A 25863-nucleotide genomic window follows, 5' to 3' on the forward strand; every position below is an offset into this window, starting at 1 on the left:
GACCCCACCACCATAAACACCCGAGAAACTCGGACATCCACCGGGGGGACCATCTGGCCAACGGAGCCTGTTGACCGGGCTCTGCGGCCCGTTCTGTCCGGCTCACTCGCTGACAGGGAAGAAGTTACGGCACGGTGTCCGGCATGGTCAAACCGGGGGGTCCTCGTGTCGAACGGCAGGTGTCCTCGCAGGTCAACCGGCATGCGAGGACCGGCTGCACGGTTCCCGAGCGGCCCTCACAAGCGATTTCGGGGATCCCCGGACTTCTGTGACGCCGAGCACTTCACGGCTGCGGGACGGTGTCCGCGTGGTGTTCTCGACGGTCGGGGTCGTCGCATCGGCCCTGGATCGGGTGCCCCGACCAGGCCCGTTGCCCGGCGGAACGGCCGGATCGCCGGATCGGTAGCGCCCGGGCACCCGGTATCGGCGGCTCCCCGCCGTCCGCACCCCGGCACCGGGATCGCGCGGTGGCGGCGGACCTCCCGGACGGGTGGCGACCCCGCACTGAACAGGGCGGCGCCGCCGGCCCGGCCCCGGCAGCGGCTCCGTCCCGGCCGGCCGGGACGGAGCTCCGGTCGCTGCGGGTGGCCGACCGTCGGTGCCGTCACCGCATCAGGGGGGTATCCGCGCCGGGGTCCGGCGCGTTGACCGGGTGAGTGCTCCTCGCCGGCTCCCGCAGCGCGTCGGGGGCGAATGCGCGTCGCGATCCGGCGGGGAGCACTCCCCGATCTCAGCCGGCCGGCGGCCGGGCCGCGTCCACCGCGTCCCGCACCGCGGACGTCGTCGCCGGGAACACCTCGCCGACCGAGCTCAGGATCCGGCTGCCCCCGCCGAGCGCGTCGACCAGCGAGCCCACCGGGGCCAGTGCGGCCGGGTCGACCAGCGCCGGGACGACCCAGGACACCAGCCACATCACCAGCAGCGCGGCCACCCCGCCGGTGACGGCCCCGACCACCCGGTCCAGGAACGACAGCCGGGCACCGGCGAGCAGCCTGCTGACCAGGCCGCCGAGGAACCTCCCCACCAGCGAGCCCAGCAGCAGGCCGCCGAGGATGCCGAGCAGCCCCCACAGCCAGGCCGAGCCCGGGGTGGCCCCGAATCCGGCGAGCTGCGAGCCCCAGGCGGCACCGACACCGGCGCCGACGACCAGGCCGAGCAGGCTCCCGGCCCGAGCCACCCCGCCGAGCCTGCGGAACCCGCCGACCGCGGCGGCGAGCAGCACGATCAGCACGATCACGTCGAGCAGCGTCATGGGTCCTCCCCCGGCGGGCGTCCTCCGCCGCCGTTACCCGACCGACAGTGCCCGGCGGAGCTGAGAGCGCGCTGAGGCCCGGCCCGCCGCCGGGTTTGACCGGCCTGGCGAGGGGATATCCGGAAGAGCCCCGCTCGATCAGTATCGGAGGAACTGCATGCCATCGCTCGGGTCCGACCCGCGTCTGCTGAACGGCCTGCACCGGGTCAGCAGCGCGCTGATCGGTGTCACCCTCTGGGTGTTCGGGGGGCTCGGAATCACGAACAACCTCGACTTCTTCTCCACCACCGGCGCACCGCTGTTCGGCATGACCACCAACAACCTGCTGTCCGCGGTCTCGCTGGTGGTCGGCACCGTGCTGGTGGCGGCCGCGGTGCGCGGCGGCCGGATGGCGTCCACGGTGAGCGTGACCGTCGGCGCGCTGTTCATGCTGTCCGGCGTGGCCAACGTCCTGCTCATCGGGACGCCGTACAACATCCTGTCGTTCCGGATGCCGAACGTCGTGTTCAGCCTGCTGGCCGGGCTGGTCCTGCTGACGCTCGGCGGCTACGGCCGGTTCACCGGACGGCTCCCGTCGGACAATCCGTACTCCGACGAGCAGCGGCATCCGGTGGACGCCGAGGGTGACGAGGACCGCGACCAGCGGCTCCCGCACGGCTCGGCGGACATCGAGGCCGCCGGGTCGCTCGCCGAGACCGAACGGCTGGTCGCCTCCGGCGGCGGCACCGACGAGCAGCGCCGCCTGCTCGCCGAGGTCGGGTCGATCCGCGATCTCGCCGAGCGGCGCCGCGCCTGGCAGGAACTCACCGGCCGGGGCAGCACACACGCGTGATCCCACGGTCCGGCCGCGCACCGTGCGGCCGGACCGTGACCTCCGGGAGGGCCGCGCGGACGGTACGGTGCGGTACCCCCTTCCGAACCCGGAACACGCCACGAACAGCAGGGAGACCGGTACCCGACGTGACGGAGATCCAGCAGACCACCGGCGGGCCGGCCCGGGTGGCCGACCCCCGGTGGACGGGTGCCCCCTGCGCCGCACTGACCGTGCGCGCCGACGGGACCGTGCTCGAGATCAACGACGCGGCGCTGGTCCTGGTGCCGACGCTGCGGACCGGTGAGCCGCTGGACCGGGTCGCGCCGTGGCTGCACAGCGCCCACGTGGCCGCCGGTCCGGCCGGTTTCGCCGACGTGGTGGACGGCCGCGCCATCGAGGCCACCCCCACATCGCACGACGACGGCTCGGTCACCTGGTGGCTGGTCGACGTCACCGACGTCCGGTCGGTCCGCGACGAGCTGCGGATCGAGCAGGCCAGGGCGACCTTCCTGTCCGAGGCGTCCGCCGCACTGCTCGGCTCGCTGAACCTGCAGCGGTGCATGGAGGTGACCGCCGGGCTGGCGGTCGACGTGCTCGCCGACGCCGCGGTCGTCCTCTCCCCGGCGGGCCGCCGTCAGTACCGGGTCGTCAGCGCCGTCGTGGGCGGCGGCCCGGTGCAGTCGGCGACCACCCGGCTCGATCCGGACGAGGTGCCCGGCCTGGCCGAGGCGCTGCAGGGCTTCCCGCCCGTCCCGTCGCGCTGGATCGACCCGGCCGCCGCCCCGGCCTGGCTGGTGCCGTCCGGGATCGGCGCGGCCGGCTCGATCGTCATCACCCCGCTGCCGGGCCACGGCATCCCGGCCGGGGCGCTGGTGCTGCTGCGCCGCGCCGGTTCCGGCCCGTTCAGCGAGGGCGAGGAGACGACCGCCCGCGAGTTCGCCGCCCGGTCCGGCCTGGCGATGTCCGCCGCCCGGATGTTCGCCCAGCAGGCGTCCGTCACCGAGACCCTGATGCGCGACCTGCTGCCACCGCGCCTGGAGCAGATCGCCGGCGTGGAGTTCGCCGGCGGCTACCGGCCCGCCGAGGACGGCGACCGGGTCGGCGGCGACTTCTACGACGTGCACCCCTGCGCGCCCACCGCCGACGGGGCCGCCCGGACCCTCGCCGTGCTCGGCGACGTCTGCGGCAAGGGCCTGGAGGCGGCCGTGCTGACCGGGAAGATCCGCAGCACGCTGCACGCACTGCTCCCGATGGCCGACGACCACGGCCGCCTGCTCGACCTGCTCAACGACGCCCTGCTCAGCGAGGACCACACCCGGTTCGTGACGATGGTGCTGGCGTCGGTGACCCGCGACGGGGCGGACGTCCGGCTGCGGCTCACCGCCGCGGGCCACCCGCCGCCACTGATCGTGCGGGCGGACGGCCGGGTCGAGGAGGCCGACACCCGGGGCACCCTGGTCGGGGTGCTCCCCGCCGTCGCGGCGACCACCCACGAGACCCGGCTCGCCCCGGGCGAGACCTGCCTGCTCTACACCGACGGCATCACCGAGGCCCGCGGCGGCCCGATGGGCCACGACCAGTTCGGCGAGCAGCGCCTGCAGCGGGTGGCCGGCGAGTGCGCCGGCCTGCCCGCCGAGGCCCTCGTCGAGCGGATCCAGATGGTCGCCGCCGAGTGGGTCGGCCGCAACGCGCACGACGACATGGCCCTGCTGGCCGTCACCGCCCCCCGCGGGCGTCACCTGTCGGCGGTGGGTGGGCACGGTCGCGGCCGGTACACCGCATGAGCGGGCATCCGGATCCGGTCGTCCGCTGCACCGCGCTGCTGCGGGACGCGGTGCTGCGCGGGGACGAGTACACCGCGGTCGACGTCGTCGTGGACGCCCTGCACGACGGGATCGACGCGGAGACGGTGCTGCTCGAGGTGATCGGGGTGGTGCAGGCGTCGGTCGGCGAGGACTGGGCCGCGAACCGCATCTCGGTGGCCCAGGAGCACGCCGCGACGGCCATCAACGACCGGGTGATCGGCACCCTCGCGCTGTCCACCCCCCGCAGCCCCGGCGGCCGCGGCCGGATCACCGTCGCCTGCGTCGACGGCGAGTGGCACGCGCTCCCGGCCCGGCTGCTGGCCGAGGTGCTCCGGCTGCGCGGCTTCGACGTCGACTACCTCGGTGCCCAGGTCCCGTCGGCGCACCTGATCACCCACCTGCACCGGACCGGGCCGGACGCGGTGGCGCTGTCGTCGTCGATCGCCACCCGGCTGCCGACCGCGCACGCCACGATCTCGGCCTGCCAGGCCGCGGGCGTCCCGGTGATCGTCGGCGGGGCCGCGTTCGGACCGGACGGCCGGTACGCCCGGCTGCTCGCGGCCGACGCCTGGGCGCCCGACGCGCGGGCCGCCGCGGAGACACTGGCCGGCGGCCTGCCGGTACCGGCCCGCCCGCACGCCCAGCCGACCGACGACCTGCCGCACCTGTCCGACCAGGAGTTCACCCTGGTCGACCGGAACGCGCCCGGGCTGGTCGCCGCCGTCGTCGAGGGCCTGTCCGGCCGGATCCCCGAGATGGCGCACTACGACGACGCGCAGCTGCTGCGCACCGCCGAGGACGTCCGCCACATCGTCGACTTCCTGGCCGTCGCGCTCTACACCGGCGATCCGGAGCTGTTCACCGGGTTCCTGGACTGGACGGCCTCGGTGCTGTCCGCCCGGTCGGTGCCGCCGCACGTGCTGCCCCCGGTCCTCGACCTGCTGGGCGAGGAGCTGCGCGACTTCCCCAGGGCGTCGGACCTGCTGGCGGTGGCCGCCGCCGCCCGCGACGGCGACCCGCACGGTGCCGGAAGGCCGGCATGAACGACGAACGAGGACCGGACGTGCCCCACTCCGAGCCACGACCGGGGGTCGCGCTGGTCGCGCTCTCCGGCGATCTCGACTACGACACCTCCGACGAGCTGGCCGACGCCGCCGACGCCGCGCTGCAGGCCGTCGCCGATCCGCACGAGCTCCGGCTGGACTGCGCCGGACTGGGGTTCTGCGACTCCTACGGCCTGTCGGCGCTGCTGATGCTGCGCCGGCGCACCGCGGCGGCCGGGATCGCGCTGCGCCTGGACAACCGCGGCCGCGCGCTGGACCGGCTGCTCCGCATCACCAGCACCTGGGAACACCTCACCGGCGAGCACCCGGCGGACCGCGCGGAGCGGCACGACACCTGACCGGGGCTCAGTCCCCGGCCGTCAGTGCGGGCAGGTTCGCCTCGATCGAGGCGCGATCGGGTTCCAGCCACGGCGGCAGCCGCAGCGACCGGCCGAGCTCGAGCAGCGGCTCGTCGACGGTGAAGCCGGGGCCGTCGGTGGCGAGCTCGAACAGCACGCCGCCGGGCTCCCGGAAGTAGATCGACGTGAAGTACCGCCGGTCGAGGATCTCGGTCACCTCGAGACCGCGGGCGACGAGCTCGTCGCGCCAGCGTTGCTGGGTCTCCCCGTCCGGCACCCGGAACGCGATGTGGTGCACGGTGCCGCCGGCCTGCAGCCCGCGGCCGTCCACCCCGTCCAGCACGTCCACCGCGGTCGCGGCCGGACCGTCGGCGCGGAACCGGGAGCGCGGCCCGTCGTCGCCGGCGTGGCTCATCCCGAGCTCGGCCAGCATCCGGTGGGTCGGCTCGGCGTCGGCCTCCGACAGGGTCACCGCGTGCAGCCCGCGGACGGCGTGCTCGGCCGGGACGTGGCCGGAGCCGTCCCAGCCGGAACGGTGGTCGCCGGGGGCCGCGACCAGCTCGACGACCAGGCCGTCCGGGTCGCGCAGGGTCAGCACCTCCTCGTCGTCCCGGGTGACCGGCCCGTCGACCGGGACGCCCAGGCCGGCGAGCCGGCCCTGCCACCAGCCCAGCGACTCCGGCGGGACGGCGAACGAGGTCGCCGTGGTGAGCCCCGCGCCGGTGCGGCCCGGTCGCACGTCCGGCCACGGGAAGAAGGTGAGCAGCGTGGCCGGGTTGCCGCCGCCGTCGCCGTAGTAGAGGTGGTAGACCTGCGGCGCGTCGAAGTTGACCGTCCGCTTCACCAGCCGCAGCCCCAGCACGGTCACGTAGAAGTCCACGTTCCGCTGCGGATCACCGGCCACCGCCGTGACGTGGTGCAGGCCGTGCGGGGTGAGTTCGGTCGACATCCACCCTCCTCGTCTGGTCGTTGCCCTCACAACTACCACGGCGACCGGCGGCGCACCTGTCGGAACCCCGATCGCGGTGCCGTACATGAACCCGCGCCGAGCGGGTACCCGGATTCCATGACGACGTCCGACGCGACCCGCCGCGAGACCGGTCCGGTCCCGACGGAGCAGAGCGACACACCCGTCGACGAGACCCCCGACGGCGACGGCGTGCACCTCGCCGAGCAGCCGGTGGAACCGGACGACGAGCGTCCCGCGGCGTCCTGAGACCCGCCCTGCACACGATCACCACACGGAAGGACAGCGATCCCTCATGGCCACCATCCGCTACACCGTTCCCGGACTCGAGCGGGGCGACGCCGAGCAGGTCGTCGCGCTGCTGCAGAACCGCCTGCACGCGCTCAACGATCTCCAGCTGACCCTCAAGCACGTGCACTGGAACGTGGTGGGCCCGAACTTCATCGCGGTGCACGAGATGCTCGACCCGCAGGTCGACAGCGTGCGCGGCATGGTCGACGACGTCGCCGAGCGGATCGCCACCCTCGGCGGCTCGCCGGACGGCACCCCCGGGGCGCTCGTGCGCGACCGCACCTGGGACGACTACTCGATCGGCCGGGACGAGGCGATCGCGCACCTCGGGGCGCTGGATCTCGTCTACACCGGGGTCATCACCGACCACCGCACCCAGATCGAGAAGCTGGAGACGCTCGACCCGGTCACCCAGGACATGCTGATCGCGCAGTCCGGTGAGCTGGAGCAGTTCCAGTGGTTCGTGCGCGCCCACCTGGAGAGCTCGGACGGCTCGCTGCGCTCGGCGGACTCCGGCACCGAGGCCGACGCGGCCGACGCCGCGCGCTGAGTCCCATGCGCTGAGTCCCATGCGCTGGGGCCCGCGCTGAGTCCCATGCACAGCGCCTGACGCACCCGGGCCCGGTTCCGCATCCGCGGGACCGGGCCCGTCCGTGTGCGCCGGACCGTTCCCGGGCCGGGCGCCGGGACCGCTCCCGGGCCGGCGGCCCGGGGCTCAGAGCTCGCCGCGCCGGCGGGCCCAGTACAGGCAGCCGGCCGGCACCAGCACCAGCTGCACGCCGAGCACCACGGCCAGGGCCAGCACCGGCGGGAGCGCGACGATCACCAGCGCGTAGAGCACGGCGACCGTCATCACCCCCAGCACGAGCGGCCAGGCGAGCGGCGTCCCGGTCTGCGCCGCGGGCGGGTGCGTGTTCCCCTCGACACCGTGCAGCCGGTGCACCAGACCGGGGTCGTCGCGCAGCGTCGCCGCCGAGATCTCGTCCAGCACCCGCAGCTCACGCTGGTCCAGCGGACGGGCGGGACGGTCCTCCAGCACGGCACTCCTCGTCAGGGTCCGGCGCGGACGCGATGGGTCTTCAGGGTAGGTCGCGGCGGTGGCACCGGCCACCGGAGCGCGCCCCCGTGCTGTGCGGATGCTCCGAGTGGACCTACAGTGCCTGCGATATGACGCAAAGGTCTGAATCGTGACCGTGGTCGTCGTCGTGTCGATCCGAGCGGTATGGGGGGAAATGAGTTGATTCTTCGATATTTCCGGGAGCACACCAGCCCACCCGTGTTCATCAGCTCGGCCGTGCTGGCCGTGGCCTTCGTGCTGTGGGGGGTGATCTCGCCGACGTCGCTGGGCGAGGTCGCCGGGGCCGTCAACACCTGGATCACCGACACGCTCGGCTGGCTGTACATCTTCTCCGCCACCGGGTTCCTGATCTTCGTCCTGTTCCTCATGATGTCCCGGTACGGCCGGGTGAAGCTGGGGCCGTCGGACTCCACGCCGGAGTACGGGAACACCTCGTGGTTCGCGATGCTGTTCACCGCGGGCATGGGTATCGGCCTGGTGTTCTACGCGGTGTCGGAACCGATCTCGCACTTCACCGCACCGCCGACCGGTGAGCCGAGCTCACCGGAGGCGGCCCGCGACTCGATGCTCTACACGTTCTTCCACTGGGGCCTGCACCCGTGGGCGATCTACATCGTGCTCGGCCTGTCGCTGGGCTACTTCGCGTTCCGCCGCGGCCTGCCGCTGCGCCCGGCCGCCGCGCTCTACCCGCTGCTCAAGGAGCGGATCAACGGCTGGCCGGGCTACCTGGTCGACGTGCTCGCCGTGTTCGGCACGCTGTTCGGCCTGGCCACCTCCCTCGGCATCGGCGCCCAGCAGGTCGCCGCCGGGCTGGACGTGCTGTTCGGCTGGGAGAACACCACCACGCTGCAGGTGCTGCTGATCCTGGGGATCACCGCCGTCGCGATCGCCTCGCTGATGCTCGGCCTGGACAAGGGCATCCGGCGGCTGGCCCTGCTGAACCTGTGGCTCGCGCTCGCGCTGATGCTGTTCGTGTTCTTCTTCGGGCCGACCCGCGACCTGCTCAACAGCCTCGCCGCGAACATGGGCAGCTACGTCCAGGAGGTCCCGGGGCTGAGCTTCCAGACCTTCCCGGACGGCGGCAACGGCACCGCGGCCGAGTGGCAGAGCGGCTGGACGCTCTTCTACTGGGGCTGGTGGATCTCCTGGTCGCCGTTCGTCGGCATGTTCCTGGCCCGGATCTCCTACGGCCGCACCATCCGGCAGTTCGTGGCCGGCTGCCTGTTCGCCCCGGTCGGCGCCTCCATGGTGTGGCTGACCGTCTTCGGCAACAGCGCGCTGGAGCTCGTGCAGAACGACCCGGACCACCCGCTGGCGACCGCGGACCCGGAGACCGCGATCTACGTGCTGCTGGCCCAGCTGCCGGTCGCCCAGATCCTGATCACGCTGGCGTCCGTCCTGACGGTGTTCGTGGTGGTGCTGTTCTTCGCGACGTCCTCGGACTCCGGCTCGCTCGTCGTCGACATACTGACCAACGGCGGCGACCCGAACCCGCGCTGGCAGCAGCGGCTGTTCTGGGCGGTGCTGGAGGGCGTGATCGCCGCGGTGCTGCTCGCCGCCGGCGCGGCGACCGGGGCGGACGCGCTGTCCGCGCTGCAGACCGCGGCGATCGTGGCCGGGCTCCCGCTGGGCATCGTGCTGATCCTGATGGCGATCGGCCTGTCCACGGCACTGCGCGACGAGAAGTTCGTGGTGGCGCTGCCGCCGGAGCCCTCGCCGCTGGACTCGCTGCGCCGCAGCACCAGCCGGGCCGAGCCCGGTGCGGACGACGACCGGCCGGCCGGGCAGCGGACCGGGTCCGATCCGCTGATGCGCGAGACGGCCGTCGCCGAGTTCGCCACGTCGTCCCCGTCGGACGGCGGGGACGGCCCGGGGCGGGCGTCCGGTCCCGGCGACCGGAGCTGACCGGCCGGCGGGGCCGGGGGACGCGGGTCCCCCGGCCCCGCCGCCGTCACGGGCGTCAGGCCGGGTCGCCCGATCCCACCCACAGCGCGCGGGCCAGCGACGGGCCCCATTCCTCGTCGGTGTCGTCCCGCCCGTCGCCGGTGCGCTGCAGGCGCACCACGAACGGGCCGTCGAACGGCTTGCGCGCCGCCAGCTGCACCCGGTCGCCGAGCCGCACGTCGTGCGCGTCGAGGAAGCGCAGCACCTCGGGATCGGTGTCGTCGACCCGGACCAGCTCGCCGCCCTCGCCGAAGCGGAGATCGGGCAGCCGGCGGGCGAGCACCTCGGGCAGCTCGCCGTCCCGGCCGGGGATCGGATCGCCGTGCGGGTCGTAGCGGGGATGGCCGAGCCGGTCGTCGATCCGGTCCAGCAGGCGGTCGGAGACGGCGTGCTCCAGCGCCTCGGCCTCCTCGTGCACCTCGTCCCAGGCCAGGTCCAGCTCGGTCACCAGGAACATCTCGATCAGCCGGTGCCGCCGGACCACGGCCAGCGCGGACGCCCGGCCCGCCGGGGTGAGGGTGATCCCGGCGTAGCGCGCGTGATCGACGAGCCCGGTCTCGACCAGCTTGCGCACCATCCCCGACGCCGACGGCGACGACACCTGCAGCCGCTCGGCCAGCGCGGAGATGCCCACCGAGCCTTCCCACCGCTCCCCGAGCAGGAAAATGGTCTTCAGGTAGTTCTCCACGGACTCCGAATGGCGCTCGCCGGTGGGAACCGTGTTCATGAGGCCCACGGTATCCGCCCGCAGCAGGAGCCGGGGATGAACATCTGCAACCATGCTGGCCATGAGCGACGGTCGGCCCCCGGGCAGCGCACCCGACCACGGCTCCTCCACCCACCCGTCCGCCGACCCGTCCGCCGCCCCGCCGGTCCGCGGCTGGCGTGCCCGCTACCACGGCGCGCACACCCGCTACCGCGGCTTCCGCGACGGACTGCGGCACCGCCCGGTCGTGGACCGCTGCTGGCGCTGGAGCATCGGGGTGCTCGGCACGCTGATCGTGATCGTCGGCATCATCCTGATCCCCTACCCCGGCCCCGGCTGGCTCGTCGTGTTCACCGGGCTGGCGGTGCTGGCCTCGGAGTTCGAGGGGGCGCGCCGGCTGCTGCACTTCGCCCGCGGGCACTACGACCGGTGGAACGACTGGCAGAAGCAGCAGCACATCGTCGTCCGGCTGCTGCTGTTCGCCGCGACCGGCGCCGTGGTGCTGGTCACGCTGTGGCTGCTCGACGTGTTCGGGCTGGTGAGCGACTGGTTCGGGATCGACGCCGGCTGGCTGGACTCGCCGCTGGAGCCGTTCGCCTGAGCCGTCGGTGGCGTCAGATCCGCAGCAGCACCGACGGGTCCTCCGGCGCGCCCAGTGCGGCGGCCAGGCAGAGGCCGTTCACGCAGGCCACCAGCAGCGGCCGCCGCTGCGGGTCGTCGGGCAGCAGCCGGACGGCGGCCGCCGCCAGCGCGTCGTCCCAGCGCCGCAGCTCGTGCGCCAGGTCCGGGCGGCGGGCGGCGAACAGCAGCAGCTCGTACTCGGCGACCGTGAGCGACAGGTCGTGCCTGCTGCCCCACTCCCCGAGCGCCACGACCAGCTCGGCGACGGTGCGCACACCGGCCAGCCGGTCGATGTAGCGGTCGTTGACCGTGGCCAGCGCGGACACCAGCAGCTCGTCGACCGAGGCGAAGTAGTAGAGCACCGCGCTCGGCGGCACCTGCGCCTCCGCCGCCACGGCGCGCTGGGTGACCGCGCCCGTCCCGTCCCGGCCGACCAGCCGCAGCGTCGCGTCGAGCAGCGCGCGGCGGCGGCGCTCGCCCTTGCGCAGCCGGCCGTCGGCGGGCTCAGGCATGCGCCGCCGATCCGCCCATCTCCAGCGCCAGCACGCCGCCGATGACCAGCACGATCCCGCCGACCTGCACCCAGGTCAGCGACTCGCCGAGGAACAGCACCCCGAGCAGCGCGACGATCGCGACCCCGGCCGCGGCCCACACCCCGTAGGCGACGCCGAGCGCCATCCCCCGGGTGAGCGCCTGGGCCAGCGCCCAGAACGCCAGGCCGTAGCCGGCGACGGTGACCAGTGACGGCAGCAGCCTGCTGAAACCCTGCGACGCCCGCAGCGACATGGTGGCCGTCACCTCGGCCCCGATCGCCAGTGCGAGCCATCCCCACATGTGTCCGTCCTCCCCTGTCCGGCGGTGTCCGGCCCGAGGCTACCCCGATTCTGGAGCAGATGCTCAGGTTTATCGGCCACCCGGTCGACCGACATGCATAACGATTGTCATTGGTTACTGTCGATCAACGTGACTACGCAGAGGAGCCAAGCGATCACTGCCATCGGGTTTCCGGCGCCCCGCGCGCCGCGGGACGCCGGCGGTGCCGCCATCACGACCGCCGAGCGGCTGGTCGCGCTGTGCGAGGAGCTGGAGCGGACCGACCTGCGGCCCGGTCCGGTGGTGGACGCCACGTTCGGCGAGCTGGTGCGGCTCTGCTGCCATCCGCCGGCGGGCTGTACCGGCGCGGTCCTCGAGCGCGTGGCGGCGCACGTCGACCGGCTGCGCGGGCTGAGCTCGGCGGGCGAGGGCCTGATGGAGCAGTACTGGGCGGACCGGATCGCCGGCGCCGCCGACCCGGCCGCCGAGCTCGAACGGTTCCCCTACCTGGGGAACTATCTCGACCTGGTCCGGCTCGAGCTGGCCGCGCTGGCCGCGGTCGGGTTCGGTGTGCCGCGCCGGGCCGTGGTGCTGGGGTCCGGTCCGCTGCCGCTGACCGGGATGGTGCTCGCCGACCGGCACGGCAGCGAGGTGCTGCACGTCGACCGGGACCCGGCCGCCCTGGCCGCGGGCACCGCGGTCGCCGACGCCGTCGGGATCGGCACCCGCAGCCTCGCCGCGGACCTGTCCGCGGCGGCGCTGCCCGCGGACCTGGCGGACGAGATCCGGCGCGCCGACCTGGTGCTGCTCGGCGCACTGGTGGGTGCCGACGCCGCCGCCAAGGACGCGGTCACCGCCCGGCTGGCGGCCGCCGCGGGCCCGGGCACGGCGCTGCTCGTGCGCACCGCGGCCGGCCTGCGGACCCTGCTGTACCCGGAGGTGGGCCCGGCCGACCTGCCCGCCCTGGACGTGCTGCTGGAGGTGCATCCGCGCACCGACGTCGTGAACTCGGTCCTGGTGGCGCGCGCGCCGCGCTGAGCCGGGCCGGCGCAGCCGGATCCCGGGCCGGCGCAGCCGGATCCCGGCCCGGTCGGCGTGCCGCCCCGTTCGCGTGGGGTGCACGCCGACCGCCCGCTGCTTACGATCAGCTGACGATCGTCGCGGGCGGACCCAGCGGTTCGACCTCACGTCGGCGATCGGGTGGAATCGGGGTCATCATGGTCGAGCTCGAGGTGGCACAGGGCGGAGTCGGTTCCCGGACCCGGGTGCTGATCGTGGACGACGACGTGCGCATCGGGCAGGCGCTCGGGCTCGCCCTCGACGACGAGGGCTTCGACGTCGACGCGGTGCACACCGGCGAGGAGGCCCTCGCCCGGGCCGGCGCGCCCGACATCGACCTGGTGCTGCTGGACCTGATGCTGCCCGGGATCGACGGGCTCACCGTCTGCCGCAGGCTGCGCGACGCGGGCGACCTGCCGATCATCATGGTGACCGCGCGGTCCGACTCCGCCGACGTCATCGCCGGGCTCGAGGCCGGCGCCGACGACTACGTGACGAAGCCGCTGGTCGCGGGCGAGCTGGCGGCCCGGATCCGGGCCCTGCTGCGGCGCCGCAGGCCGGCCCCGGCCACCCCGCGCCGGTTGCTGCTCGGCGACGTCGAGCTGCGCCCCGACGAGGGCGTCGTGCTGCGCGCCGGCGATCCGGTGCACCTGACCCGCACCGAGTTCCGGCTGCTCGCCGAGCTGGCGGCGGCCGCGGGCCGGATCGTCACCCGCGACGAGCTGCTGTCCCGGGTCTGGGGCTACGAGTACCACGGCGACACCCGGCTGCTGGACGTGCACGTCCGCCGGTTGCGGCGCAAGGTCGAGGCCGATCCGGACCGGCCCACCGTGGTGCTCACCGTGCGCGGGGCCGGCTACAAGGCCGGCCGGGTCGAGCGCAGGCCCGAACCGGCCGTCCCGGACTCGGAGCCGGTGCCCGGCTGGCGCGGATGACCCCTCCCGGCGCGCCCCGCCGGTCGGTGCTGGACCGCCTGCCGCTGCGGCGGCTGCCGCTGCGGCACCGGGTCGGGGCCGCGTTCGCGCTGGTGTCGCTGGTGGTGACCGGCCTGTTCGCCACCGTCACCTGGAACCTGGCGTCCTACTACCTGGTCGAGCAGCGGGTGGAGGGCGCGACCCGGCAGGTCGAGGTGAACGTCCGGCTGGTCGAGCGGGCGATCTCCGCCAGTCCCGAGTCCGACGGGCTGGACGACCTGCTCACCGGGCTGGCCGGCACCCCGAACACCACCGTCGCCCTCCGGCACGACGGCAACTGGATCACCAGCGGCCGCGACATCGACGTCTCCGAGCTGCCGAAGCCGTTGCTGGACATGGCCCGGTCCGGGATCGGCGCCCGGCAGCGGATGCTGGTCGAGGGGATGCCCAGCCTGGTCGTCGCCGCCCCGATGCCCGGCGAGACGGTGTTCGTCGAGGTCTTCCCGCTGCAGCTGCTGGACGCCAACCTGCGGTTCCTGAGCTCGGTGCTGATCATCGGCGTGGCGGTCAGCACGGTGCTCGGGCTCGGGCTCGGGCACTGGGCGGGCCGGCGGGCGCTGCAGCCGCTGACCGAGCTGACCGAGGCGGCCGGCCGGGTCGCCGGTGGCGATCTCGCCGCCCGGCTGCCGGGCAGCTCCGACGCCGAACTCGCGCCACTGGTCGCGACCTTCAACCGGACCGCCGACGCGCTGGAGCAGCGGGTGGCCCGGGACGCGCGGTTCGCCGCCGACGTCAGCCACGAGCTGCGCTCGCCGCTGACCACGCTGGTGAACGCGGTCGCCGTGCTGCGGCGCAGGCGCTCCGAGCTGCCGCCGACCGCGCAGCAGGCGGTGGACCTGCTCGACGGCGACATCCAGCGGTTCCGCCGGATGGTGCTCGACCTGCTGGAGATCTCCCGCAGCGACACCCTGGAGCGCGAGCCGTGGGAGCTGGGCGAGCTCGTGCGCGGGATCGTCGGGGTGCGCGGCGGGGCGCCGCCGGAGATCGACGCGCCGGAGCCGGTGACGGTGCGCGCGGACCGGCGCCGGATCGACCAGATCCTCGGCAACCTGCTCGACAACGCCGACGCGCACGGCGGCGGCGCCGTGCGGGTCGGGGTGTCGGCGCGGGAGGGCCGTGGCCGGATCGAGGTCGACGACGCCGGGCCGGGGGTGCCCGCCGGGAAGCGGGCCGAGGTGTTCGAGCGGTTCTCCCGGGGCGCCCGGGCGGGCAGCCGCGGCGACGGCGGCGGCACCGGGCTCGGACTGTCGCTGGTGGCGGCGCACGTCCGCAGGCACGACGGATCGGTGTGGATCGAGGACCGGCCCGGCGGCGGTGCCCGGGTCGTGGTGGAGCTTCCGGGGGTGGCGGGATGAGACGCGTCGCGGTGGTGCTCGCCGTCGGGCTGGCGGTCGCGCTGGGCGGGTGCGGGGTGACCCTGGAGGACGAGCCGGAGCCCTACGGCCCGGCCACGGAGGCGCCGTCGCCCGCGCCGACCGTGAGCGTCCGGCCGGACGACCTGCCGGAGGACCCGCCGACCCCGTCGGCCACCCCGGCCCCGACCCCCACCTCGACCCCGACGCACTCCGGAACTGCTCCGGACACCCGCCCTGACCAGGGCGGAGATGCCTGACGGTTGGCTGACGATCGCGATCGGTGTCCCCGGCCGGGAGCTGCCGGGGGCAGAATCGGGGACGGGTGATCGGCGGTGGAGTGCGCGGCTTCTGGGGAGCGGTCGCGCACGGCCCCGCCGCTACGGCCCACCGCGGACGGGTACCCGTCCGCGACCGGGGACGGCGACGGCTCACGCCCGTCGCCGTCCCGGGTGGACCGGACGTCCCGGACGGACCGGTCCGTACCGCACGCGCCGGGCGAGCCGCCGATCACCGTCCGGCGGCCGGGTCCCGGGCCGGACGGCCCGGCGGGCCGCCGGCCGGTCAGGTCCCGGCGCCGGTCCCGGGCAGCGGGGTGGCCCCGGCGCCGCCGTCGAGGGCGGAGACCATCGCGAACCAGGCCCGCGCCGGCACCGCCCCGCCGGTGAGGTTGCCGGACCCGCAGGTGCGCAGCGGGCCGGTGCACACCGGGCGCGGCGTCCCGGTCGGCAGCGTCATCACCGAGCCGGCCCGGTCGCCGGTGGCCCCGATGAACGCGGCCGAGGCGTAGTTCTGGGTGGTCCCGGTCTTGGCGATCACCGGCCGGTTCCAGCCCACCGCGGCGGCCGCGCCCGCGGCGGTGCCGGAGGTCGCGTCCCCGGACAGTGCGGTGACCAGGTCGCGGGCCACCGACTCGTCGATCACCCGGTCGCAGCGCGGGCCCGGGAGCGCGACGTCGCCGCCGTCCCGGTCGGTCACCGACTCGACGAACAGCGGCGTGCAGTGCACCCCGCCGGAGGCGATGGTGGCGCCGACGGTCGCCAGCTCCAGCGGGCTGGTGCCCTCCGGGCCGAGGGTGAACGACGCCCGGCGCTGGGCGATCACCGCCTCGCCGACGGTGCCGCCGTCGCGGGTGGGCGCCTCCAGGGTCTGCCGGAGCCCGAGCCGCCATGCCATGTCGACCACCGGCTGCAACGACCCGATCCGGTCGGTGAGCTCGACGAACGGGGTGTTCGGCGAGCTGGCGAGCGCCTGCCGCAGGGTCATCGGGCCGCTGCCGGAGTTGCCGTAGTTCGCGACGGTGTAGGGCGCCGTGCCGTTGCGGAAGTTGCGCGAGGTGTAGCTCGCCGGGTTGTCCAGCATGCTGTCCGGGGTGACGATCCCGCTCTCCAGCGCGGCCGCCGCGGTGAACACCTTGTAGACCGAGCCGGCGCCGTGCAGCGGCAGGGTGGCGAGCGGGTAGGCGGTCTCGCCGGCGTCGGCGTCGAAGCCGTACTCGCTGCTGGAGACGAGCGCGTCGACCCGGCCGGTGCCCGGCTCGACCAGCGCGGCGACGTTCGCGACCGACGACGAGCCCTCGGCGCCGCCGGTCCGGCGGACCGCGGTCAGCGCCTCCTCGGTGGCCCGCGGATCGAGGGTGGTGCGGATCGTGTACCCGCCGTTGCGCAGCACGCCCGCCTCCAGGCCGGCGGCGTCGAGCGCCTCGACGACGGCCTGGCAGAAGTGGCCGGTGCCCTCGCGGGCGCCGGCACAGCCCTGGGCGGGGACGCCGGCGTCCGGCCGGACCTCGACCGGGGTGGCGCGGGCCTGCTCGGCCTGGGCCGGGGTGATCGAGCCGACGTCGACCATCGCGGAGATCACCGTGTCCCGGCGGTTCTGCGCGGCCTCCGGGTTGTTCAGCGGGTCGAACCGCTCGGGGGCCTGGATCATCCCGGCCAGCAGCGCGGCCTGCGGGACGGTGAGCCGGTCGGCGGTCGTCCCGAACCAGGTGCGGGCCGCGTTCTGCACGCCGTAGGCGCCGCGGCCGAAGTAGATCAGGTCGAGATAGCCGGCGAGGATCTCCTCCTTGTCCAGCACCGCCTCGACCTGGTGCGCCAGCCGCACCTCGGCGAGCTTGCGGGCCGGGGTGTTCGCGGTCGCCGCGCGCTCCTCCTCCGGTGTCGAGGCGAGCACGTTGAGCCGGTAGTTCTTGACGTACTGCATGGTCAGCGTGGAGGCGCCCTGCCCGTCCAGTGCGGAGCCGCCTGCCGCGTTACTGATCAGCGCCCGGCCCATCCCGTACCAGTCGACGCCGTCGTGCTCGTAGAACCGGCGGTCCTCGATGGCGACGATCGCGGCGGTCATCGTGTCCGCGATGCCGTCCGCCCCGACCGGCTCCCGGTGCTGGTCGTAGAGGTGCGCGAACGGCTCGCCCGCGGCGTCGAGCAGCACCGACGTGGCGCCCATCCGCCCGTCGCCGAGCCGGGCGCTGGTCGCCTCGTCGGCGACGCCGGTGATCTCCTCGGTCACCACCGCCGTCGCGACGGCGACCGGCGCCAGCATCCCGGCGAGCAGCACCCCGGCCAGCGCACTCGCCCCGATCCCCTGCAACAGCCTGCGACGGACGAAGCGCGCGCGGTCACCGGCGGGTGGGGAGTCGGGCATGCCCCCAGGTTCCCCGGGAGATCGTGACAGGGTGGTGAGGTCACCCTGACGGTTACCTGACGATCCGCGGGTCAGCGCCGGGACCGGGGGCGCCGGCGGGCGGCGCAGCCGATGCAGGTGCGGGCCGCGGGCAGCGCCTCCAGCCGTTCCGGCGCGATCGGGCCGCCGCACTCCGCGCAGACGCCGTAGCTGCCGTCGGCGAGCCGCCGGGCGGCGTCGTCGAGCTCGGCCCGGTCCCGCTCCGCGGCGGCGAGCAGGCCCTGCAGCTGCGCCCGCTGCACGGCGATCGTGACGCCCTCCGGATCGTGCTCGTCGTCGTGGCTGGTGAGCGCCTGTTCCTCGGCGAGCGAGGCCAGCTCGTGGCGCAGCGAGGCGAGCCGGCCGTCCACCCGGGCCCGTTCGGCGTCGAGCGCTGCGGGGTCCATGCCGACCAGGATCCTCCGGCATGCCAGATTCGTCCGCATGGATCTCCCGCGCCCGGTGTCCGGGGTCGGCGTCGTGCTGGAGCGCGACGACGGCCGGATCGCGATCGGCCACCGGGTCACCGCCGGCGAGGAGCCGAGCTGGTCGTTCCCCGGCGGCCACCTGGAGGGCGGCGAGACGCCGGTGGCCGCCGCGCTGCGCGAGCTGGCCGAGGAGACCGGCGTCGTCGCCGCGCGGGGATCGCTGTTCGCGGTGTGCGTGCGGACCGCCGGCAGCGGGGTGACGTTCGCGGTGCACGTCGCCGCCCCGGCCGGCGCGCTGCTCACGGTCACCGAGCCGCACGCCGTCGACGCCTGGCGCTGGGCCGATCCGGACGACCTGCCCGGGCCGCTGTTCGTGCACACCGCGGCCGTGCGGCACGCCTGGCGCGCGCCCGGCAGCGGGCTCGCGGGCTGGGACCTGCATCCGCTGGCCCACCCCGCCGTCCCCCGACCGAATTGATTTCGTCAACTATCTTGCGAATTCGGCCGCTCGTGTACGAGCATCGTGCAACGCGCCGTTCCGGCCGTTGTCTCCTTAAGAAATGGTAAAGATCCGCAGTTCCCTGATCTCCGATCTCCTAGCTTCCCGGAATCGCACGCCGGTGCGACGAGAAGCGGGAACGGGGCTCTGGACAACGCATGCCGACACTGTCGTTCCGCGGCGCGGGCGCGCGATACCCGAACGGGACCGTCGCCCTGGTGGACGTGACGTTCGAGGTGGGCGACGGCGAGATCGTCGCGCTGCTCGGCCCGCCGGGCAGCGGCAAGTCGTCCGTCCTGCGGCTGGGCTCGGGTGAGCTCGCCCCCGCGACCGGCTCGGTGCTGATCGACGGCACCGCCTGCTCCCGGTTCCGGGCCCGGAACCGGCCCGCCGCCCTCGTCGACACCCGGCGCGACACCACCCGGCGGCGCACCGTCGCCGAGCACATCGGCCGCCCGATGCAGGTCGCCGGCGTCGGCACCTGGACCCGGACCTGCCACATCGCCGAGCTGGCCGAGCGGCTGCACGTCGGCGACCTGCTCCCCTACCCGCTGGACGGCCTGTCCGCCGGACAGCGCAGGCGGGTCGCCGTGGCCACCGCGCTCGCCCGGCGCCCGCGGATGCTGCTGCTCGACGAGCCGCTGGCCGGCGTCGACGAGGAGACCGAGGCGGTGCTGCGTGAGGTCCTCCGCCAGTTCCGCGCCGAGCGCCGGACCATCCTGTACGCGACCGCCGATCCGGCCGAGGCCGCCGGTATCGCCGACCGGGTCGCGCTGCTGCACGGCGGCCGGCTGCGCGACTCCGGCACCCCGCGGGATCTCGCCGACCGGCCCGGCACCGTGCTCGGCGCGGTCGCGCTGGGCGATCCGCCGATGAACCTCGTCGAGGCGGGCGTGCACGCCGAGCAGGACCGGCACGTCGTGCTGACGATCGGGCGGCAGAACCACTGGATGCCCTGGAACGACCTGCGGTCCCGGTCGATCGCGCGCTTCCACGGGGAGCGCATCGTGCTCGGCGTCCGGCCGGACGCGGTGCTCCCCGGCGGGTCCGGGTTCGTGCTCACCGGTGTGGTGCAGGGTGTCGAGCAGCGTCCGGGCGGTGTCTACGCCGTGCTGGACACCGGCGCGGGCGGGATCGATCCGCACGGCGGCGGCGAACCGGACGGCGGTGACGTGCTCACCCCGCTCGACCGGCCCCCGCGCCGCGCGCTGTTCCGGGTCCGGCTCGGGCCGCACGACCGGCCACCGGTGAACGCGCGGATGGCGGTCGGTTTCGACGCCCGGTCGCTGCACGCCTTCGACCGGCACGGGCGGCGGATCCACCTCCCGGTCACGGCGCCGCGCACGCCGGTGCCCGCCGACCACGGCTGAGCCGTGTCCCCGCTGTCACGGATCCGCTCGGCGCGCCGCCGTGAGGATCGGCCCGCCGCCGTGTCCCACCGGCCGGGGGACCGCTGCGCGCACCCCGCCCCCGGTCCTCCGGGACCGCCTGCCACACCGAGTTCCGGAAGGACCACCATGGATCTCCTCCGCACCGGGTGCACGACGTGAACATGGGCTGGGCGGACGAGCCGGACGACACCGCCGACCGCGGCCACGACACCTACTGGCACGACGAGCGGGACGTCCCGCGGCTCGCCGGCTGCCTGGTCGCCCTGGCCGCCGCGGCCGGCCGGGTCGTCCGGCACACCGGCGCCAGCTGCCGCCGGGCCGGCCGGCGGGTGCTCGCCCTGCTGCGCGGGCGGCCTCCGGGGCCGTGCGCAGCGGCGACCGGCACCTGCCTGCTCGACGGTCCGGGGAACCTGATCGTGCACCCCCCGCACGGGCCGCTGGTCGCCCGCCGGCGCCGGCGCAGGCGGGACGCCGGGCGCGACCGCTGCCACGGCGGGACCGGCAGCCGCTGCCGGACGGCACCCCGCCGGACCGGGCCGTCATCCGGCTGAGCGACCCGGTGGCCCGCGCCGCCCGTACCGGCACAGACTGACGCCCAGCCCGACCACCGGAGCCGGAGGACACCAGCCATGACCGAGACGAACCGGGACGGCACCTCGCTGCGCGGTGTCGACCGCGCGGTGCAGGTGCTGCGGCTGATCGCCGAACGCGGCGTCGTCCGGCTCTCCGAGGTCAGCGCCGAGCTGGACCTGGCGCTCGGCTCCACGCACCGGCTGCTGAGCAGCCTGGAACACACCGGGATGCTCGCCCGGGTCACCGGCTCCAAGCTCTACCGGCCCGGTCCCGCACTCGCCGAGCTGGCCACCACCTTCGCCGCCCCCCGGGTGCCCGACGACGTCCTCCCGCACCTGCGCGAGCTGGCCCGCTCCTGCGGCGAGACCGCGCACCTGGTCCAGCTCGTCGGGCGCAGCGTCGAGTTCGTCGCGAACGGGGAGAGCGACCGCTCCACCCGCGTCACCACCCGGCTCGGCATGACGATGCCCGCGCACGCCACCTCCGGCGGGAAGGCGCTGCTGGCCCGCTACACCGACGACACGGTCGGCCACCTCTACGCCGGGCGGCCGCTGCGCCGGATGACCGACCGGACGATCACCGAGGTCCCCGCGCTGCTGGCCGACCTGCACCGGGTCCGCGAGCGGGGCTACGCCACCATCGACGGCGAGTCCGAACCGGACGTGCGCGGGATCGGGCTCGCGGTCACCGACCAGACCGCCCTGGTGGTCGGTGGCCCCCGGCACCGGATCCCGGCCGCCGACCTGCCCTACCTCGCCTCGCTGCTGCAGGACACCGCGGGCGCCGTCCTCGCCGCGCTCCCCGAGGAGCGCAGCTGGTGCCTCGGCAGGCCCTGACCGGCCCGGCACCGACCGGTCGGCCGGTGCACCCCCGGGTGGCCGGTCGCTGATTTCCGCGCCGGGGAAAGCGCCTGCTCACGTCCCGGCGGGACCGTCGCCGGTGCTCGTACGGTCGCCGACGGCGTCACCGGACCGGCCCCACGACCGCGGTGACACCCGGTTCCGGGGTTCCCCCGCCCCGGAACCCCGCCCGGCCGGCGGGTGCCCTCCGGCCGGGCGGCCCGGCGGCGGTCACCTGCGTGCCCGGCCACCGGTCCATCCGCATCCGACCGGACGAGAGGCCCCCGTGTCAGCGTTCGACACCGTGTCAGCCGGCCCCGGGCCGGCCGGCCCCGGCTCGGCGTCCGGCACCGGGGGCCACGGCCCGCAGGGCCCGGCCCGGCCGGCGAGCCCCCGCCGCGGGCTGCTGGTGGTCGCCGCCGCCGCCGTCGTGACGACCGCGCTGGTGGCGGTCTCGACCGGGATGCCCGGGACCACCGTCGTCGGCACCCCGTCCGCGGCGCCGCCCACCCTGGGCCGGTCGGTCGCCGAGCGGGCCCGCGCGGCCGTCGTCGCGCAGGTTCCCGGGGCCGAGGTCGGCGTCGCCGTGCACGACCGGCGGACCGGGGAGACGGTCGGCGTCGCGGACCGCCCCGGCTTCGCGACGGCATCGGTGGTGAAGCTGCTGATCGCGCTGGACGTGCTGCGCGCCAACGGCTGGCAGCCGCCCGATCCGGCCACCGCGACCGTCGTCGCGCGGATGCTGCGGGGCAGCGACGACGGCGCGGCCACCCGCCTGTGGACCGCGCAGGGCGGACCGGCCGTCGTCACCAGGGCGGTGGCCGAGCTGCAGCTGACCGGCACCGTGCCGCCGGCCGAGCCGCAGGAGTGGGAGCTGACCCGGACCACCGCCGAGGACGTCGTCACCGTCTACCGGTTCGTGCTGGACCGGCTGCCCGCCCGCTCCCGCGCGCTGGTGCTCTCGGCGCTGCGCGAGGCGCCCCGGATCGCGCTGGACGGCGTCGACCAGTACTTCGGCATCCCGGACGCGCTGCCCGGCCTCCCGCGCGCGATCAAGCAGGGCTGGATGGTCGCCGGCGGCGAGCTGGTGCTCAACACCACCGGCGTCGTCGGGGCGGACGACCGGTTCGTCGTCGTGCTGCTGACCCACCAGCCGGGCGGCACCCGCCGGGCCGACGGCCGGGCCGCCGTCACCGCGGGGATCCGGTCCCTGCTCCCCGCACTCACCGCGCCGGGTTCGGCGCACTGACCCCCTTCCGGAGGAGATCCCGATGTCCAAGAAGAAGAAGCCGCAGGCCCGCCCGGCCAAGCCGGCCACGAACCCGATGGCCGAGCGGAGGGGCATCTCGATCAACACGGTGCTGACCGTGGTGGTCGTGCTGTTCGCGGCGTTCTCGATCGGCGGCGCGCTGCTCTCGCCCGCGCCGCCGTCCGAGGTGTCCGAGGACCAGCTGGTCGTCGGCGCCAGCATGATCACCGAGCCCGGCCGGCCGGTGACGATGGTCGAGTTCCTCGACTACCAGTGCCCGGCCTGCTCGGCGTTCTACGACAACCTGACCGTCGGCATCGAGCAGGACTACGCCGACCGGATCACGTTCGCCACCCGCAACTTCCCGCTGGAGATGCACGCGCTGGCCCCGCTCGCCGCGCAGGCCGCCGAGGCCGCGGAGAACCAGGGCCGCTACGCCGACATGTACCACCTGCTCTACGACGAGTACTCGGCGTGGGCCGGGAACGGCGCCGCGTCCGACGAGGACTCCGCCCGCGAGCGGTTCACCGGCTACGCCGAGCGCCTCGGGCTCGACATGCCGCGGTTCCTGGCCGATCTGGACTCCGACGAGGTCGCCGACCGGGTCGACGCCGACATGGACCTCGGCGAGGAGCTCGGCGTGTTCAGCACCCCCACGTTCTTCATCGACGGCCGCCGCTTCGAGCCGGCCGGCAGCACCTTCGCCGAGGTCGACCAGGAGATCCGCGCCGAGCTGGACCGGGCGCTGGCGGAGGCGGCGTGACGGCCACGCTCGCCGGGACCGGGCGCTCGTCGTCCGGGGCCGTCGCCCGCCGCCGGCGGGCCGGTGCGGTCTACCTGGTCGGCGGCGCGATCGGGCTGGCCGCGGCCGCGGTCCTCGTGCTGGAGCGGCTGGCGATGCTCAGCGATCCCGGCTACGTCCCGTCCTGCTCGATCAACCCGGTGATCTCCTGCGGCTCGGTGATGGAGAGCGCCCAGGCGTCGGTGTTCGGGTTCCCGAACCCGCTGATCGGGCTGGTCGCGTTCGCGGTGGTGGTGACCGGCGGCGTCGCGATGCTCGCCGGGTTCGAACCGCCGGCCTGGTTCACCGTCGGCATGCAGGTCGGCAGCACCCTCGGCCTGGTGTTCGTGCACTGGCTGATCTGGCAGAGCCTGGCCGAGATCCACGCGCTGTGCCCGTACTGCATGGTGGTCTGGCTCGTCACGATCACCGTGTTCTGGTACTCGACGCTGGAGACCCTGGCGCTGGTCCGCCCGGCCCGCCCGCTGGTCGTGGCGCTGCGCCGGTTCCACTCCAGCGTCCCGGCGGTCTGGTACCTGCTGATCCTGGCGGCCGCCGCGTGGACCTTCCGGGACTTCTTCTTCGGCCTGGCGTGAGCGCGGCATGAGGCGCGCCACAGGAGCTTGCGTGTTGTTGGATTGTAGGACAATTTCACGTGTCAACAGAGCTCGTCGTCCGTCCCGGGAAGAGTTGCCTCGATGCTGGTCCTGATCGGCCTCGCACTGGTCGTGATCGGGTTCGTGCTGCGGATGAACCCGCTGCTCGTGGTCACCGTGTCCGGTCTGGTCACCGGTGCCGTCGGTGGTCTCACCCCGCTGCAGATGCTCGACATCGTCGGTACCGCGTTCGCCGACAGCCGGCCGGTGATGATCCTGCTGCTCGCGCTGCCGATGGTCGGGCTGGTCGAGCGGATGGGGTTGCAGGCGCACGTCCGCCGGACGGTGGGCAGGCTCGCCTCGCTCACCCCCGGCCGGATCCTGCTCGGCTACCTGGCACTGCGCCAGGTGACCGCGGCGGCCGGGCTGCTGACCGTGCTCGGCGTCGCGCAGACCGTGCGCCCGGTCCTGTACCCGATGGTCGAGGCCGCCGCCGAGCGCCGGACCGGCCCGCTGACCGAGGAGGTCCGGGACCGGCTGAAGGGCTCCTCGGTCGGCGTCGAGACGGTCGGGATGTTCTTCGCCGAGGACGTGTTCGTCGCCGTCGGGAGCGTCCTGCTCATCACCTCCTTCGTCGACGCGAACTACGGCCTGCAGCTGGAACCGCTGGACCTGGCCGTCTGGGCGATCCCGTCGGCGGGCGTCGCGTTCGCCGTGCACGGGTTCCGGGCGCTGCGCACGGACCGGATGCTCCGGCGGCGAGCGGCCGCCCCGGCGCCGGACGCCGTGCCGTGATCGGCCCGGAGCCGGTCAACTGGGCGATCGCCGCGATGCTGCTCGTGGTCGCCGGGCTGACCGCCCGCGACCGCGGCAATCCCCGGCGGCACACCAGCGCGGCGTTCTGGGGGCTGGCCGGTGCCGGGTTCGTCTACGCGTCGTGGGTCACCGCAGGCGCCGCGCCGGCCTGGCCGCTCGGACTGGTCGTGCTGACCGTCGTCGTGCTGGGCTCGTCGGCGCGGACCCTGCGCCCCGGCACGGTGACCAGCACCGGCGACGCCGCCCGCGAGGAATCCGCGACGCGGCTCGGCCACCGGCTGTTCCTGCCCGCACTGTGCGTCCCGGTGATCACCCTGGTGGTGACGCTGGCCGGCCCGGCGGTCACCGTGGGCGGCCGGCCGCTGGTCGCCGAGGGCTCGGCGTCGCTGCTCGGGCTGGCGCTCGGCGCGGTCGTCGCCACCGTGGTCGGCTACCTGCTCCTGGGCGCCCACCCGATCGGCGCGCCCTTCCAGGAGGGACGCAGGCTGCTCGACCTGATGGGCTCGATGGCGCTGCTCCCGCTGGTGCTCGCGGTGGTCGGGGTGCTGTTCACCAGGGCGGGCCTCGGCGACGCGGTCGGGCAGGTCCTGCAGGCCGTCCTGCCCGACGGGCGGCTGGTCGCGGTGGCGGCCTACTGCCTGACGATGGCGCTGCTGACGCTGCTGGTCGGCAACGCGTTCGCGGCCTTCCCGATCGTCACCGCCGCGCTGGGCTGGCCGCTGCTCGTCGAGATCCACCAGGCGGACCCGGCGGTGGTGTTCAGCGTCGGGATGCTGGCCGGGTTCTGCGGGACGCTCGTCTCGCCGATGGCGGCCAACTTCACCCTGGTCCCGGCCGCGCTGCTGGAGATGCGCGACCGCTACGGAGTGATCCGCACACACGCCCCGACGGCCGCGATCATGCTCGTGGCCAACGTGGTGATCATGTACATCTTCGCGTTCCCGAGGTGACC

29 protein-coding genes are annotated in these 25863 nt (G+C 74.7%); 21 read left to right on the forward strand and 8 right to left on the reverse strand.

Translation table 11 applies throughout. The features are described from left to right. Positions 1–730: 730 nt before the first annotated feature. Positions 731–1252, reverse strand: coding sequence for a CvpA family protein (locus ABD160_RS20060; protein WP_344024712.1), 522 nt, complete (start codon positions 1250–1252; stop codon positions 731–733). A gap of 157 nt (positions 1253–1409) precedes the next feature. Between ABD160_RS20060 and ABD160_RS20065 the strand changes: the two genes are divergently transcribed. From ABD160_RS20065 to ABD160_RS20080, 4 genes are all read left to right on the forward strand, one after another. Continuing rightward, entirely contained in the window at positions 1410–2084 is a 675-nt protein-coding gene (locus tag ABD160_RS20065) for a DUF4383 domain-containing protein (protein ID WP_344024714.1), read from the forward strand. 128 nt (positions 2085–2212) lie between these two features. Continuing rightward, positions 2213–3850 (forward strand): PP2C family protein-serine/threonine phosphatase, encoded by a 1638-nt coding sequence (locus ABD160_RS20070; RefSeq protein ID WP_344024715.1) that lies wholly within the window; start codon positions 2213–2215, stop codon positions 3848–3850. Further along, positions 3847–4914 carry a cobalamin B12-binding domain-containing protein gene (locus ABD160_RS20075; protein WP_344024717.1) on the forward strand — a complete coding sequence of 356 codons (1068 nt, stop codon included), beginning with the start codon at positions 3847–3849 and terminating at the stop codon, positions 4912–4914. Before ABD160_RS20070 ends, ABD160_RS20075 begins: the two co-directional genes overlap by 4 nt. A 20-nt stretch (positions 4915–4934) precedes the next feature. Then, positions 4935–5273 (forward strand): STAS domain-containing protein, encoded by a 339-nt coding sequence (locus tag ABD160_RS20080; RefSeq protein WP_344024719.1) that lies wholly within the window; start codon positions 4935–4937, stop codon positions 5271–5273. Positions 5274–5280: 7 nt separating this feature from the next. On the opposite strand, the gene ABD160_RS20085 is transcribed toward ABD160_RS20080, so the two are convergent. After that, positions 5281–6222: a ring-cleaving dioxygenase gene (locus ABD160_RS20085; protein WP_344024721.1), complete on the reverse strand. Its 942-nt coding sequence runs from the start codon at positions 6220–6222 to the stop codon at positions 5281–5283. 117 nt (positions 6223–6339) lie between these two features. Here ABD160_RS20085 and ABD160_RS20090 point away from each other — a divergent pair, with 117 nt between their 5' ends. Beyond that, positions 6340–6489, forward strand: coding sequence for a hypothetical protein (locus ABD160_RS20090; RefSeq protein ID WP_344024723.1), 150 nt, complete (start codon positions 6340–6342; stop codon positions 6487–6489). A 46-nt stretch (positions 6490–6535) separates the two neighbouring features. Next, the gene (locus ABD160_RS20095; protein ID WP_344024725.1) at positions 6536–7081 is read left to right on the forward strand and encodes a Dps family protein; all 546 of its coding nucleotides are present in this window, start codon (positions 6536–6538) and stop codon (positions 7079–7081) included. Between the two features lie 165 nt (positions 7082–7246). Here the strand turns inward: ABD160_RS20095 and ABD160_RS20100 are convergent, their stop codons facing one another. Next, entirely contained in the window at positions 7247–7570 is a 324-nt protein-coding gene (locus tag ABD160_RS20100; RefSeq protein WP_344024726.1) for a DUF3040 domain-containing protein, read from the reverse strand. 237 nt (positions 7571–7807) lie between these two features. Between ABD160_RS20100 and ABD160_RS20105 the strand changes: the two genes are divergently transcribed. Beyond that, the gene (locus tag ABD160_RS20105; RefSeq protein ID WP_344024728.1) at positions 7808–9514 is read left to right on the forward strand and encodes a BCCT family transporter; all 1707 of its coding nucleotides are present in this window, start codon (positions 7808–7810) and stop codon (positions 9512–9514) included. Positions 9515–9569: 55 nt separating this feature from the next. On the opposite strand, the gene ABD160_RS20110 is transcribed toward ABD160_RS20105, so the two are convergent. Further along, on the reverse strand, positions 9570–10280 hold the full coding sequence (locus tag ABD160_RS20110) for a metal-dependent transcriptional regulator (protein ID WP_344024730.1): 711 nt from the start codon (positions 10278–10280) through the stop codon (positions 9570–9572). Positions 10281–10341: 61 nt separating this feature from the next. On the opposite strand from ABD160_RS20110, the gene ABD160_RS20115 reads away from it, so the two are divergent. Next, positions 10342–10860: a TIGR02611 family protein gene (locus tag ABD160_RS20115; RefSeq protein ID WP_344024732.1), complete on the forward strand. Its 519-nt coding sequence runs from the start codon at positions 10342–10344 to the stop codon at positions 10858–10860. 13 nt (positions 10861–10873) lie between these two features. Here the strand turns inward: ABD160_RS20115 and ABD160_RS20120 are convergent, their stop codons facing one another. Beyond that, positions 10874–11392 (reverse strand): TetR/AcrR family transcriptional regulator, encoded by a 519-nt coding sequence (locus ABD160_RS20120; RefSeq protein WP_344024734.1) that lies wholly within the window; start codon positions 11390–11392, stop codon positions 10874–10876. Further along, positions 11385–11714, reverse strand: coding sequence for a DMT family transporter (locus tag ABD160_RS20125; RefSeq protein WP_344024736.1), 330 nt, complete (start codon positions 11712–11714; stop codon positions 11385–11387). The genes ABD160_RS20120 and ABD160_RS20125 overlap by 8 nt, the downstream gene beginning before the upstream one ends. A gap of 129 nt (positions 11715–11843) precedes the next feature. On the opposite strand from ABD160_RS20125, the gene ABD160_RS20130 reads away from it, so the two are divergent. The 4 genes from ABD160_RS20130 (at position 11844) to ABD160_RS20145 (ending at position 15338) form a co-directional block, all read left to right on the forward strand. Continuing rightward, on the forward strand, positions 11844–12731 hold the full coding sequence (locus tag ABD160_RS20130) for a nicotianamine synthase family protein (protein ID WP_344024738.1): 888 nt from the start codon (positions 11844–11846) through the stop codon (positions 12729–12731). Between the two features lie 179 nt (positions 12732–12910). Beyond that, entirely contained in the window at positions 12911–13687 is a 777-nt protein-coding gene (locus ABD160_RS20135; RefSeq protein ID WP_344024740.1) for a response regulator, read from the forward strand. After that, positions 13684–15081, forward strand: a complete 1398-nt coding sequence (locus ABD160_RS20140) for a sensor histidine kinase (RefSeq protein WP_344024742.1) — start codon at positions 13684–13686, stop codon at positions 15079–15081. Before ABD160_RS20135 ends, ABD160_RS20140 begins: the two co-directional genes overlap by 4 nt. Continuing rightward, entirely contained in the window at positions 15078–15338 is a 261-nt protein-coding gene (locus tag ABD160_RS20145; RefSeq protein WP_344024744.1) for a hypothetical protein, read from the forward strand. The genes ABD160_RS20140 and ABD160_RS20145 overlap by 4 nt, the downstream gene beginning before the upstream one ends. 304 nt (positions 15339–15642) lie before the next feature. Here the strand turns inward: ABD160_RS20145 and ABD160_RS20150 are convergent, their stop codons facing one another. Together ABD160_RS20150 and ABD160_RS20155 are read right to left on the reverse strand one after the other, a co-directional pair. Next, positions 15643–17721: a transglycosylase domain-containing protein gene (locus ABD160_RS20150; RefSeq protein WP_344024746.1), complete on the reverse strand. Its 2079-nt coding sequence runs from the start codon at positions 17719–17721 to the stop codon at positions 15643–15645. 71 nt (positions 17722–17792) lie between these two features. Then, the gene (locus tag ABD160_RS20155) at positions 17793–18146 is read right to left on the reverse strand and encodes a TraR/DksA family transcriptional regulator (protein WP_344024748.1); all 354 of its coding nucleotides are present in this window, start codon (positions 18144–18146) and stop codon (positions 17793–17795) included. A gap of 37 nt (positions 18147–18183) precedes the next feature. Between ABD160_RS20155 and ABD160_RS20160 the strand changes: the two genes are divergently transcribed. From ABD160_RS20160 to ABD160_RS20200, 9 genes are all read left to right on the forward strand, one after another. Further along, positions 18184–18645 (forward strand): nucleotide triphosphate diphosphatase NUDT15, encoded by a 462-nt coding sequence (locus tag ABD160_RS20160; protein WP_344024750.1) that lies wholly within the window; start codon positions 18184–18186, stop codon positions 18643–18645. 179 nt (positions 18646–18824) lie between these two features. Next, positions 18825–20036, forward strand: a complete 1212-nt coding sequence (locus ABD160_RS20165; protein WP_344024752.1) for an ATP-binding cassette domain-containing protein — start codon at positions 18825–18827, stop codon at positions 20034–20036. Between the two features lie 167 nt (positions 20037–20203). Further along, positions 20204–20608 (forward strand): hypothetical protein, encoded by a 405-nt coding sequence (locus tag ABD160_RS20170; RefSeq protein WP_344024754.1) that lies wholly within the window; start codon positions 20204–20206, stop codon positions 20606–20608. Between the two features lie 78 nt (positions 20609–20686). Continuing rightward, entirely contained in the window at positions 20687–21466 is a 780-nt protein-coding gene (locus ABD160_RS20175) for an IclR family transcriptional regulator (RefSeq protein ID WP_344024756.1), read from the forward strand. Between the two features lie 307 nt (positions 21467–21773). Beyond that, a complete protein-coding gene (locus tag ABD160_RS20180) occupies positions 21774–22718 on the forward strand; it encodes a serine hydrolase (protein ID WP_344024758.1) in 945 nt (314 codons plus the stop codon). Between the two features lie 22 nt (positions 22719–22740). Further along, entirely contained in the window at positions 22741–23481 is a 741-nt protein-coding gene (locus tag ABD160_RS20185; RefSeq protein WP_344024760.1) for a DsbA family protein, read from the forward strand. Then, positions 23478–24095 carry a vitamin K epoxide reductase family protein gene (locus ABD160_RS20190; RefSeq protein WP_344024762.1) on the forward strand — a complete coding sequence of 206 codons (618 nt, stop codon included), beginning with the start codon at positions 23478–23480 and terminating at the stop codon, positions 24093–24095. Before ABD160_RS20185 ends, ABD160_RS20190 begins: the two co-directional genes overlap by 4 nt. Positions 24096–24197: 102 nt before the next feature. Further along, the gene (locus ABD160_RS20195; RefSeq protein WP_344024764.1) at positions 24198–24890 is read left to right on the forward strand and encodes a 5-oxoproline transporter, DUF969 family subunit; all 693 of its coding nucleotides are present in this window, start codon (positions 24198–24200) and stop codon (positions 24888–24890) included. After that, positions 24887–25861, forward strand: coding sequence for a 5-oxoproline transporter, DUF979 family subunit (locus tag ABD160_RS20200; protein ID WP_344024766.1), 975 nt, complete (start codon positions 24887–24889; stop codon positions 25859–25861). The genes ABD160_RS20195 and ABD160_RS20200 overlap by 4 nt, the downstream gene beginning before the upstream one ends. Positions 25862–25863: the final 2 nt, after the last annotated feature.

The organism is Pseudonocardia kongjuensis (assembly GCF_039526905.1).
In the GTDB taxonomy this organism is placed as follows: domain Bacteria; phylum Actinomycetota; class Actinomycetes; order Mycobacteriales; family Pseudonocardiaceae; genus Pseudonocardia; species Pseudonocardia kongjuensis.